Origin of the sequence: Dokdonella sp. (assembly GCF_035703485.1) — a bacterium.
Classification (GTDB): domain Bacteria; phylum Pseudomonadota; class Gammaproteobacteria; order Xanthomonadales; family Rhodanobacteraceae; genus Dokdonella.
The window spans coordinates 1-12630 of the sequence record NZ_DASSYD010000103.1; the positions used below are offsets into that span (position 1 = coordinate 1).

7 protein-coding genes are annotated in these 12630 nt (G+C 55.5%); 1 reads left to right on the forward strand and 6 read right to left on the reverse strand.

All coding sequences use genetic code 11. The features are described 5' to 3' along the window. Positions 1-1006: 1006 nt before the first annotated feature. From VFN25_RS07560 to VFN25_RS07570, 3 genes are all read right to left on the reverse strand, one after another. On the reverse strand, positions 1007-5911 hold the full coding sequence (locus VFN25_RS07560) for a hypothetical protein (protein ID WP_325140447.1): 4905 nt from the start codon (positions 5909-5911) through the stop codon (positions 1007-1009). 192 nt (positions 5912-6103) lie between these two features. Next, entirely contained in the window at positions 6104-6682 is a 579-nt protein-coding gene (locus tag VFN25_RS07565; protein WP_325140449.1) for a hypothetical protein, read from the reverse strand. A gap of 469 nt (positions 6683-7151) precedes the next feature. Beyond that, positions 7152-7841, reverse strand: coding sequence for a hypothetical protein (locus tag VFN25_RS07570; RefSeq protein WP_325140451.1), 690 nt, complete (start codon positions 7839-7841; stop codon positions 7152-7154). 118 nt (positions 7842-7959) lie between these two features. On the opposite strand from VFN25_RS07570, the gene VFN25_RS07575 reads away from it, so the two are divergent. Further along, complete coding sequence (locus VFN25_RS07575) at positions 7960-8187, forward strand: hypothetical protein (protein WP_325140453.1); 228 nt, start codon at positions 7960-7962, stop codon at positions 8185-8187. 58 nt (positions 8188-8245) lie between these two features. Here the strand turns inward: VFN25_RS07575 and VFN25_RS07580 are convergent, their stop codons facing one another. From VFN25_RS07580 to VFN25_RS07590, 3 genes are all read right to left on the reverse strand, one after another. Further along, entirely contained in the window at positions 8246-8527 is a 282-nt protein-coding gene (locus tag VFN25_RS07580; protein WP_325140455.1) for a DUF2442 domain-containing protein, read from the reverse strand. Between the two features lie 40 nt (positions 8528-8567). Further along, complete coding sequence (locus VFN25_RS07585) at positions 8568-8765, reverse strand: DUF2283 domain-containing protein (RefSeq protein ID WP_325140457.1); 198 nt, start codon at positions 8763-8765, stop codon at positions 8568-8570. Positions 8766-9013: 248 nt separating this feature from the next. Then, on the reverse strand, positions 9014-12616 hold the full coding sequence (locus VFN25_RS07590; RefSeq protein WP_325140459.1) for a methylmalonyl-CoA mutase family protein: 3603 nt from the start codon (positions 12614-12616) through the stop codon (positions 9014-9016). Positions 12617-12630: the final 14 nt, after the last annotated feature.

Sequence of the window (12630 nt, forward strand, 5' to 3'; positions counted from 1 at the left end):
TACGTTCGACGTAAAGCGCGCTTTCGGTTAACTGTTATGCCGGTGACGACAAGCCCGCAACGGGGTTGGATGCAAACCATCAGACCTGAATGGCTGTCGCCGCCGGCGCCGTGTTCGACGAGGCCGCCCATCGACCGAGCCCGCTTGGGTTGATCCCCTTACCGGTGAGATCAGGAACCTGTGCACCGCAACCGCGGACACATGGACGGAACGATGGCAACCGACGAGTGTTTGGGAGCGTAAAGCTCAGGGGCGCGAAGCGCCTTGATCCAGAAGGGTGACTGGTGCGGACTCACTCCGCAGCCAACCGAAAACACCAGGCGTCGGCCAATCCGAACTACGGCATTCAAACTCAACTCGCTCGGCAAGCGGGTGGATTACACTTGTGCCTATTGACTAGAGCGGCGAAATGGTGACCCCGAAGTTTCGTGCAAGCCGATGCGAAACAGGAAGCGGACACGATGAGTCGATCCGCTTCTTCCGTGCATTGCGACAAGATCGGGCAAGGCCAGGATCGGGACAGCCACAATACCGCGGTTTTCCGATTGACGAATGCTACAAAGCTAGACCTGACCCTTGCTTCTCGATTGATGAATGCTACAAAGCTAGACCTGACCCTTGCTTCTCTGACCCTTGCTTCTCAAAGCTAGACCTGACCCTTGCTTCTTTATTGCCTTCCGTCGTCTTGAAAACGTCGGCTCCCGCAAAGCGGTCATTTCGGGGCTCAATCACACGGCCCACACACTCGCTGTCTACGCTTCGCAGTGACGGTTACCCGACCACCACGCAAGACTCGCTACCGGCTGCTGGCCAAGCATTACCGGGCGGGGTTCTCACCCGCTGAGCTCCATGCGCAGTTTCAGGCCACTCTTCCTGAGTGACCATCCCACGCGCCCAAGCTTCGCCTGGCGCACCAAGACCAGACCCCGAAGTTTGCTGATCATTCCATATTTTGATCGCTCGGATCCGCTCGGATCCGCCCGGATCTGCTCGGGGCTGCTCAGTTCTATAAGCTAAATGCGACGTAGTTAATCTTCTTTCCTTCAATCGTCCGCTGACGCTCCACAAACGGCTGGAGCCGCACGAGGAGCTCACTTAATGCACTTGATTCTATTGCTGATATTTCGCTCAGACGTCCTCCGAAGCCACCCATTGAGGTCCCCAAGCGAATACCGCTCGTAGCTCCGAGCAACCAACGGTCATGGACGGGTGAGCGTTCATCTCCGGGGTCACTCATTGCAATTATTTCAACGTCGGGTGGATCTTGATCGACCATATCCGACCATGCCTTGCTGAAGTCGTCTGCCCCAGCCGACCCCAAAGATTTTTTGCTTGTGAGAATTACAAGCCGCTGATCCGGACTCTCCCCCAAAACAAGCCTCACGAACTCCATGTCCCCAAGCCCAAAGTACGGGTCGCACAGCAGAAGCGGCTCCGCGCATTCAGCATGTTCGCGGAGCCACATTCGGAGAAATTCCAGTGCGCCTTCACGCCCTTCTCGCCGGCCAACCAAGATTCCAGTCCTATTCACGGCCTCCTCAAAAATTCTAATCTTTTGTCTCGACGAGTCTTTACTAATAACATTAATTGCCAACTCGGCAGAAAGAACGAGCGCCTCCCATATTGGCGTTACCTTGGACACGACATCTTCAGAGCGCATAACTCTCCTGCCCGAATTTTCGATATACCATGAAAGCACGGGAAACGCACTGTGTAGATCCCATTCGCCCGATGCCTCCACATACTCCAATAGTCTCTCTGCTATCTGAGGCTCGACACGACCGGCAACCAACGATCCGACAGTTTTCCAAGCAGCGGATGGAAGCACATCCTCTCCCTTGTCGTCTTTTTCAACTTCGCTCCGCGCATCGGCTATTCGCCTGCGAGCTTTCTGAACTTTAGACTGGGATACTAGTTGAGCCTTTGCTTCCGCACGAGCAGGATCGTCATCAATCGCGTCAATCAACGTGTCGACAAGTTTCGGATCAATTTGTTCCGCAACATCGAGTAGCTTTCTTCTTGACTTGACCGCCGCTGCTTCACTATCTAACTCAAACGTAATTTTTAGCGCATCTCTAAGGGCGCCCCGCGCCATCGCAGGCTCTGTGTCCCTAGCGCATTCAACCAAATAGTTGAGACGCCCGTAACGATCATATGCTGATGGAATTTCCTCAGTAGCTGACTTCGCGATCTCAAACATCGCCCGCTTCTGCACAGACGATTTTGGCGGAAGACATAACGCAACCTCCAGTAGAACCAACACCTTGTCAGCAACATTCTCCATCGACTCAGCACTCTGCCTCAGGTCGGTCCAGAAATCTGCTGGATTGGTAGAAAGGCGCCCCAAGTGGGCCCTACAAGCAATCAGGTATCCATCGTGTTTAATATTGTGAATATCCGGAAGTCGCGCCCGGACTACCTCATCCAGTTTCTGTCGGATACCAAGTCGTTGCTGTATTGATATTTTCTCTTTGCTACGCTTATTTAGTAACGATTCTGTGAAACCTTTGACTGCACCAAATATTGAGATATCTGATTGCATTTGAGAGATCAACCGGACAACGTCTTCTGCGTCATCAAGCGCGATCACGCATGCGGAATTATCGCCTGGCCAAGGATCGGCCCTAGTCACTCTGCGTATGATTATCTGACAACAGGTATGAAGCGCGTGGTCACGAGCATCTCTATCTTGACTTTCTAGAAGCTCGAACGCTTGCGTACCTCGCGCGAGGAACAACGCCGGGAATACAAGAATTGCAAGTGACTTATATATCTCGCTATCCTTGTCGAACTCTTCGAGCAGCGGTCTGCAATGTTGTTGAACAATGCGACGAGATATCTCCAATCTGTGCTCGCACCATGCTTTCGATGCTAGATCACAAAGATGAGCCACGCGAGCTAAGGGATCCGGCAATAGATTGAAAAGTCGAACAACACGAGCTAAGTAGTCATCATTCAGCTCATCGAAGCGAAGCAACGGCCGTGCAGTTCTAACTAGGAGCGCCATAACCTTTGCCATAGTTGCCTCCGAGGCGCCGGTTACGATTCTAGAAGTAGAACGCGCGGTCTCAGCCGCTTCGTAGAACTCAACCGCTAAACCTCGGTTGGTACGCGAGAGAGCGGCTGAAAAGCGAAACAGCGCGCTAACAAGATCTACAGGTGATGGAATGGCCGCCAAACCTGCCCTCATCCTCACAACCAACTCATCAGTGTGTGCGGGTAGTTCCGAGCACTCGCTGCGAAACAGCGCCGTGATTGCCGAGCAGATGCCATGAGCTGTGGTGGACTTTCGAACGAGCGCGAGAAGAGTCTCGAACCATTGAGAAGCCACCGAAGATCTCCGCGCCGAGTCGATCGCGGTGACTATGCAATCGTCACGTAGCTTAGGATTCGAGATTCGATCCACAACGCAGAGAATCTCTTGCGAACCGTCGGCCGGTTTCGTACCTGAGAATGCAATATGAACGATATGGTCATACGCTGCGTCGCGCGCGGATTGTGTATTAAGGCGCTCCGCAATCCCCACCGCAGCGCGGATGTCAAACTTCGTAAGGGCCGCAAGCGTGGATCTGACAACTTCGAAGTGACTTGCCGTCAGCAGCAGCAACTCAGCGATAGATTGCAGGAGATCATTGCTAACAACTTCTGAAAGATGCTCCTTCTTCTCGATAGCGCCGCTTCGATCAACATCCTTTAAAGCGTGAAGCAGAACCGCAAGACACTCCACCTTGGTCTCTGTGGATGAGATTGCAGAAATTTGGAAATAGCATTCCACAAGGCGCTTTTGCGCTGCAGTTTCATCGATCAGGCTATCGACCCTTGCAAGTTTCATTTCAAGTCTTACCCGATCACCCGACGTCGAAGCTTCTGCTACTAGGGCTATTTGCTCCTCCATTCTCCTCAACAACTTTTCCGCACGTGTTAGGTCCACACCCTCGAACCCAAGCGGTGTCGCGAAATCAACAAAGTCACGAATCTTAGGTAAATAGGAGGTTGCAGAGATAAGCTGGTCAAGCGCGTACTCAACGATGTCAAGTGACCCCTTACGTCCATCAGCGGCGCCTAAAATACTCCTTAAAAAATAAATCCTTCGTTCAACTTTCATGGGATCCGCGATAGCAGAAATTTGTATCGCAGAGACATCACCAAGGTAGCCAGCAATAAACGCTATGAGCGTTCGTAGTCGCTCGTCGGATATTTGGCTAGCGGTCTTCTCAAAAATTGCACCATTGTCCTGGGCTCCACTCAAACTTGCAGCCACAGAAACCTTCGCCAGCGCCTCGTCTCGTTGGTACTTATGGTCGTTCGACACGTTGCTGCAATCGAGAACCGATATGGCAAGATCTGGATCAACAAATGCGAGGTTTTCGGCGAGCTCCTCAGCCTCCGTTGGTGAGCCAAAGTAGTCAACTTCGGAAGCGAGCTCTCTAATAGTCGCGACGACCTCTTTGTCCAGCTGCGCGCCCGACTCTCGCATTGTACGAGCGTACTCCGCCAACATCTGTAGGCGTCGTTCCTTCGTTGCGGCTCTGGACGCTACATCTAACGCTTTTTGAGGCTGACCGAGCCCCACTAAGGCCGCGACTTGCGCCTGACAACCCCTAGCCGTTGCGACGTCTGCGAAAATGCTTCTCTGCAGTGAAAACTGAAACGTCTCAACAGCAAGCTTAAGTTCGTGTGCACTTCTTGCGCCAATTGCAGCCCTCGCCCGCAGGATTGACACTGACTGAGTGCTATCGAGCAGCCGCTCGTAGTGTTCGGGGCTCAACATCTCGATCAGCGTGCTGTGTTGGTTCGCTTGCTGCAAGTAGCTAGGCAGAAATTGAAGCGTTTTCAGACTATTTGGATTATCAGATAGATGCGAAATTTGAAGCGCCAATGCGGTGCTACGCAATGACTCTAGTCGAGTCTCCGCTATCCGGCGATGAGTTTCGGACTCAAAGGTTGAAAAAGGCGGCTCGCTTCTTATAGCTACAAATGAGCAACGTTGTGTAATATTGGCTATGTGCGTTTGATTTGCGTCACACAGCTTTAGTAACTCCTCTGCTGATGGCGCATATCGGGAAAACGCTATAACAGCCACAATCGTCTTCTCTAAGCTGCTTAGCTCATCTAGCGGACGAAACTCCATAGCTAAAAACTGTGGATAGTTCTTGGCATCTGCTGCAAGAATTGATTCGACAGCCGCACCCGCTTCAATCTGTCGCCTTACGGATGCAAGACGCCCAGGCAATCCCTTGCAAAGCCTAATGAGTTCATCAGCATCGCTCTCTTCAATTCCCAAGCCATCGAAGAAGTGCGTCGCTTCGTCTCTAGACAACTGCTGAACTGGGCATGTCTTTGACCCAACCCCGGGAAGATACTCTTGAAATATTTCTTGGCGACCCGTAATGAGATAGCGAAAGCCATCGACACCAAATGAAAGAACGTCGCCGAAAATCTCTTTCAACTGGCGCCGATCATCGCGCGGGACCTGATGCAGACCATCTACAATAATATACAGGATACCCCGACCATTCTTCTTGCGAATGGCGAGCAATAGCGCATGGTATTCGCTTTCATCTACACTTGAATCTGGCGGAAGTTCGCGCCCAAGGTAGGCGCAAAACTGCGTCGCAAGCATAAAGCGCAAATAGGGCACGCTATAGGCAAACCGACTGTGTGGCCTAACAAATAGATGGAATGCAGGGGTGGAGACGCCCAAACAAAATTGTGCCAGCAGAGTTGTGGCGCCACACCCATCCTCCCCTTCAATAAAGACGACTGGATACTCTTCCGTAGGAACCCTCGATATCGTCTCAATGACATGCTGGCGCTCCACTGGCCGATCCGGAAGAGTCGGAAATCCTCCACTTGCGGATTCCTGAGGGAAGACGCCGCTTCCAGCCTCGATGACTGCACCAAATATCACTAATTACTCCTCTTCATACGTAATGAATCAAGCATTCAATAGCGCGGATACACTGTCTTAAGTATGCCTCCCCCGGCAAAACCGCAATGAAGGGGGTCACAAAGAAGGGGGCAAGTCTCACAATGAAGGGGTCAAGTCTTGAACTTTGAATTGGCACCCCATTCTCCTACCTCGTAAATCGACAATTCTCACTCACTCCCCCTGCTGCTCCCTAAACGTATCCCGCAACTCCTTAGAAACCACATCCACCTCCCGCTTCCTCTGCATAAACGCCCTCTGCCCTTCCGGCAGCTGACAGTTGCGCGAAAGCGTGGTCGCGCCATCCGGGGTGGTTGCTGTTACGTCCTGCACGTTGACGACAATGGCGAGCGTGTCGCCGAGTGGCTGCAGGGCCAGGCAGACTTTGTCGATCATCTTCATGCTGTGGTAGCTGGCACCGTTGACCATGACGATGAAGTTCTCGCGATCCATCCAGACCGAGGAACGCACACCGGGCAGCGGACGCACGGCGGTGCGCGCGGCTTCGTGATCGATCGGTCGGGATGTGTCGTAGACGCGCGCGGATCGAATCACGTCATCGGTCATCGCGCGGACATGTGCTTCGGCGGTTTTGCTGTCTCCAGGCGCGGCTGACGCGCGGGTGCCGGTGATGTGCCTGGCCATCTTGACTGGATTGACAGGTTGGCCGGCTTGCTCGGGTCGAGCTTCGGCGGTGTCGGAGTCGGACGGTGCGCAGCCATGCATGCCCATCGCCACAGGGGCGATCAGCAACAAACAACAATATGGTGGCGCGGTGCTTCTGCGTCCGCTATTACGCACGGATTCCATCCCGACCTATTACCCCCTGTGGTAACTACCTACAGAGTAAGCAACAAATAGGCCAATTATTCAAGTGCGTAGAATGCTGCAAAGCAAGGTAAAGCGGATCCGCCAATGGTGATTCTGCCGTTGGTGTGAATACTGGTTGTGTGAGTCCACCCCGCTCATGGTTCGACAGGCTCACCACGAACGGGGTGGACTCATGACGTGCGGACGGGCCTCACCATGAACGGGGAGGCTTCATTCCGAACGGAGGGACCCCAGCCTGCGCTGGGGTGACCGCGTATTCGGAGTTTCCGAACCGACGGGGTCGCGTCCGGAATCGAATCTTTGACTCTGGCAACCCATGACCGGGCCGAAGCCAAGGCCGAAACTGGAATCAAGGTCGACTTTCTGATTAGCCCTACTCTGACTCCTGGCGCTACTGGCGTTCGGCAGTCCAGGTCCAGGTTACCCCCATCTTGTTGCCGCCCGTGCCCTCCATGTGGTCGGCGTCCACGAATTTTCCACGTGAAACCGCGTATTGATCATTGATGGAGATGCGTACTTCGTCAGCGGATTGCTCCCAGGTGCTCACTCCAACCGTTGATGGCGGGTTGGTTGCCAAATTGCCGCCATCTTCGAACTTGAGCACTTGTTCCTTCTTGAAGCCATTGACGTTCGTGACAAAAAGCCATCGGGTTGACGGGAGCAGATGAGTTGGCTTGCCGGTATCAAGCGGCGTCAGCAGATTAGAGGGAACACCTGGCTCCTGGCCTTGAATAAAGGTTCTGGTCGTTGCGGACTTGTTTGCCAGCGCGATGATTTCAGTGGAGCTTAGCCCGGTGATGCGGTCCTTGATTCGGACCGGACCAGGGCTGCGCAACTCCGGGTCGGCAAGCATTTCCTCGGCGCTGGAGATGCCGGCCAGATTGAGCTGAATAATTGCCGTCACCAATTTTGCCTGGCTTTCGTGATTCAGTGACTCAAGCATGCGCGTGTAGCTCTGTTCCACGCTCTTGTCGCTTGAACCATCAATCCGGACTACTTCCTGCGCGTGCGCAAAGCTCGTCATGAAAAGAAGTGCGATCAATGCCAGTGCGGGGCCGAGTAGCTTCACGGTATTCTTCATTAATTGCTCCTTTTATTTATCGCTCCATCGGTCATATCATCGGCAAAAGAGGCGCGGAATGCAATTTCTCCTGCGTCGCGATACCGTGAACTCTCTTGTCTACAATGATCTGCCATGGATGAAGGTGGCGCAAGTCAAAGAGAAGTTCGGCGACTTGCGCTTCTACGTGGATAGCGCATCGGAGCGGCAGCAAGCCTTGATCGACGACGCCCAGGCGCGGTCTTTTCGCGTCTGCGAAATCTGTGGCGCGCCGGGACTGCTGATGCGGGAAACCTGGATGCGAACACGATGCGCCGACCACGTATTGCTGAATTCATTCGAACATGGACAGATGCGAGCGCTCTGAGAATGCGCACCTGAGTAGAATTTCAACAGCCCGCTACACGCCACTCGAACTCGTTGCATCAGGCAACTTTGCTATCACGACGCAGTTCGCCGGCAGCCTTCAACTGCCGATGTAGCGCCTCGGCGCTGAGATCAAACCCGTTCGGCCACGCCAACGCGCCCAGTTCGATGAAATGCCGGCCAAAGAATTCCGTATCCCGCAAGGGTTCGGTCATTGGCGTACTCGCCTCTACATCGCGCGAAAAGTCGTAGACGCCCCACGCGCCATCGGAAAACCGCAGTCGTAGTTTGTAGGCGCCTTTCGACTCGACAGCAATCAGCTTGATAATTGGCGGTTCCACACGCTTACTGATCGCTCCAAAGCCGGGCAACAAGTCACCCCTAAGCAGCAATCTGCTCATAAGAGAACGCGGGAATGTCGGTCCGCTGACTCGCATGCTCCATGGTCATGGCACATATCCGCCCGCGATCATCCAGTTCGATCAAGGTGTTTTCATCTAGATCGCGAGTCTCGACGATTTTATCGCCGCGAAACTCGATATAAAGCGTATCGGTGTCCTGGAAATACTTGATTTTCATGGCACGAAACCTCGATCAAAAAAGGCGTTGTGTACCGTCTCTCCGTCGGACAGTAGCACGACCCGAAGATACCGCCCTTCGGCCTCAGGGACGGCTGCCCAGCACCGGATGCGCCCATCCTCCTGTACGAAACGCTTTTCGGGGTGAGCGATAGTTCGCTCTATCCAATCGTCAGCAATTCCTGCGCGATCCGGTCGTGTCCGCGTAGCTTGAAAGTACAGTGTAGTTTTCACCGCCTATCCTGCCAATCACATGTTGCGCCGATACTCACCACCCACATCATAAAGCGCATGGCTGATCTGGCCGAGTGAGTGGGTCTTTACGGCTTCCATCAATGCTTCGAAGACGTTCTTGCGCTCGCGGGCGGTGTTTTGCAGGTAGCCGAGGCCGTGGCCGGTGTGGATCTCGGTGGCTTCGTCTTCTTCCGACGTGGTTGCGTTGGCGTGCGAGGTTTCGCCGCTTGGGGCGAGTGCGTTGCGGTTTTTCTGGTAGCTGAGCACGTTGGCGATCTGTGCGCCCTTCTCTTCCGGGGTCGAGCGGATCAGTTCGATCTCGGTGGCGATTTCGCCGGCATGCTCCCTGGGCAGGAAGGTGTTGACGCCGATCAGCGGCAGCGAGCCATCATGTTTCTTGTGCTCGTAGTACATCGACTCTTCCTGGATCTTGCCGCGCTGGTACATGGTGTCCATCGCGCCGAGCACGCCGCCGCGCTCGCTGATCGCCTCGAACTCCTTGTACACGGCTTCCTCGACCAGGTCGGTCAGGGTGTCGACGATGTAGCTGCCCTGCCACGGGTTCTCGTTGAAGTTGAGGCCGAGTTCCTTGTTGATGATCATCTGGATGGCCACGGCACGGCGCACGCTTTCTTCGGTGGGCGTGGTGATCGCCTCGTCGTAGGCGTTGGTGTGCAGCGAGTTGCAGTTGTCGAACAGCGCGTACATCGCCTGCAGCGTGGTGCGGATGTCGTTGAACTGGATTTCCTGCGCGTGCAGTGATCGGCCGGAGGTCTGGATGTGGTACTTCATCATCTGGCTGCGGCTGCTGGCGCCGTAACGCTCGCGCATGGCGCGGGCCCAGATGCGCCGGGCGACGCGGCCGATGACGGTGTATTCCGGATCCATGCCGTTGGAGAAGAAGAAGCTCAGGTTGGGCGCAAAATCATCCACGCTCATGCCACGGGCGAGGTAATACTCGACGATGGTGAAGCCGTTGCTCAGGGTAAAGGCGAGCTGGCTGATCGGGTTGGCTCCGGCTTCGGCGATGTGATATCCGCTGATCGACACCGAGTAGAAATTGCGCACGCCGTTGTCGACAAAGTACTGCTGGATGTCGCCCATCATGCGCAGGGCAAATTCGGTCGAGAAGATGCAGGTGTTCTGCGCCTGATCCTCCTTGAAGATGTCGGCCTGCACGGTGCCGCGGACCTTGGTCAGGGTTTCGGTCTTGATCCGCGCGTAGGTTTCCGCATCGACCAGATCATCACCGCATACACCAAGCAGGGCGAGACCGAGGCCCTCATTGCCCTTGGGCAGCTCGCCGAGGTATTGCGGGCGTTCACGGCCGGCGAAGAGCTTGTCGATCTTCTTCTGCGCGGCGGCCCAGCGGGCGTCGTCCTCGCGCAGGTATTTCTCGACGTTCTGATCGATGGCGGTGTTCATGAACATCGCCAGGATCATCGGCGCCGGGCCGTTGATGGTCATCGATACCGATGTGGTCGGTGCGCTGAGGTCGAAGCCGGAGTAGAGCTTCTTCATGTCATCAAGGGTGGCGATGTTGACGCCGGAGTTGCCGATCTTGCCGAAGATATCCGGGCGCGGCGCCGGATCTTCACCGTACAGGGTGACCGAATCGAACGCGGTCGACAGTCGCGTGGCGGCACCGCCCTGGCTGAGGTAATGGAAGCGGCGGTTGGTGCGCTCGGGCGTGCCTTCGCCAGCGAACATGCGCGTGGGGTCTTCGCCGCTGCGCCGGTACGGATAAACGCCGCCGGTGTAGGGGTAATGACCGGGCAGGTTTTCCTTGCCGAGGAAGGTCAGCAGTTCACCCCAGTCCTTTGACTTGGGTGGCGAGACTTTGGGGATCTTCTGGTGGCTCAGTGACTCGCGGTAGTTGTCGACCTTGATGACCTTGTTGCGCACTTTGTATTCGTTGAACTCGGCGCTGACCGATTCAAACAGTGCCGGCCATTCGCGCAGTTGCTTGATGGCTTCCTTGCTCAGTTCGCCAAGTGCTGCGTTGTAGCGCTGACGCAGCAATTGCATCGAACGATCGCCTGCCGCCTGCAGCCCGTCGCTGGGATAAAGATCCAGCGGCTTGGGCAGCTTCTCGTCATCAAGTTCCTTCAGCGATTCGTAGTAGTGCTGCGCCTTGCTGGCGAACTCGGCCTGGGTCTCGATGCTTTTGTTGATCGACCGACCTTGCTCGGCGATCTCCGCGAGATAGCGGACGCGGGCACCAGGAATGAGCACGGTGGCACGCGGAGACTTGAGCGTGGTGTCCAGGTTCGGCGTGAAATCGCACTTTGCAGTACCGATTCCCGATTCCCCATTCCCCACTCCCAGCTTTTCCCGCAACAGGCGGCACAAATTCACAAACATCCAGCTGATGCCGGGGTCATTGAACTGGCTGGCGATGGTCGGATAGGCGGGGACGTCCTCGTCCTTGACGTTGAACGCGGTGCGGTTGCGCTTCCACTGCTTGCGCACGTCGCGCAGGGCGTCTTCGGCGCCGCGCTTGTCGAACTTGTTGAGCACGATCAGTTCGGCGAAATCGACCATGTCGATCTTTTCTAGCTGGCTGGCCGCACCATAATCGCTGGTCATCACATACATCGGGAAATCGACCAGATCGACAATCTCGGAGTCAGACTGGCCAATGCCGGCGGTTTCGATGATGACCAGATCGTAGGGCTGGCTCTTGAGGAAATCGATGCAGTCATGCAGCACGACGCTGGTCGAGGCGTGCTGGCGACGGGTCGCCATCGAACGCATGTAGACACGACGGCTGCGCAGCGAATTCATGCGGATGCGATCGCCAAGCAGCGCGCCACCGGAGCGGCGACGCGTCGGATCGACCGCAAGCACGGCGATGCGCATTTCAGGAAACGAATGCAGGAAGCGCAGCAGCAGTTCGTCGACTACCGAGGATTTGCCGGCGCCGCCGGTGCCTGTGATGCCAACAACTGGCGTTGTTGGCTGGGAGTGGGGAGTGGGAAATGGGGAGTGGGTAGAAGCCTCCGACCACTGCTTTCGCAATTTCACCAGTTCGGCTTCGTTGAAATCGCCGTTTTCCAGGGCGGTTAGCATGCGACCGATACTGATTTCGTCGTCGATATTGGCAGCTTCCGAGATGCTCTTGCCTGACGATTCCCCTTTCTCTATTCCCGAATCCCGCGCGCGCGCTGCGCGCGCGATAACGTCCTCGATCATCTCGACCAGACCGAGCTTCATGCCGTCGTTGGGGTGATAGATGCGTTCGACGCCGTAATCTTCGAGTTCGCGGATTTCTTCCGGGGTGATGGTGCCACCGCCGCCGCCGAATACACGAATATGGCTGGCACCGCGTTCCTTGAGCATGTCGACCATGTACTTGAAGTACTCGACGTGGCCGCCCTGGTAGGACGACATGGCGATCGCGTCGGCGTCTTCCTGCAATGCAGCGCGAACAACATCCTCGACCGAGCGGTTGTGGCCGAGGTGGATTACTTCGGCTCCTTGCGCCTGGATGATCCGGCGCATGATGTTGATGGCCGCATCGTGGCCATCAAACAGGCTGGCTGCGGTGACGAACCGCAACGGGGCCTTGACCTCGGTGCTCTCGCTGGCAGGAAGATTCTCGGCAGTCGTGCTCATGACGGAATTCGGCT

What these genes read in the sequence shown, in the direction of transcription:
- VFN25_RS07570 (WP_325140451.1), bottom strand. Translation starts at nt 7,841, where the DNA reads ATGAAGAATACCGTGAAGCTACTCGGCCCCGCACTGGCATTGATCGCA.
- VFN25_RS07575 (WP_325140453.1), top strand. Translation starts at nt 7,960, where the DNA reads ATGAAGGTGGCGCAAGTCAAAGAGAAGTTCGGCGACTTGCGCTTCTAC.
- VFN25_RS07585 (WP_325140457.1), bottom strand. Translation starts at nt 8,765, where the DNA reads ATGAAAATCAAGTATTTCCAGGACACCGATACGCTTTATATCGAGTTT.
- VFN25_RS07590 (WP_325140459.1), bottom strand. Translation starts at nt 12,616, where the DNA reads ATGAGCACGACTGCCGAGAATCTTCCTGCCAGCGAGAGCACCGAGGTC.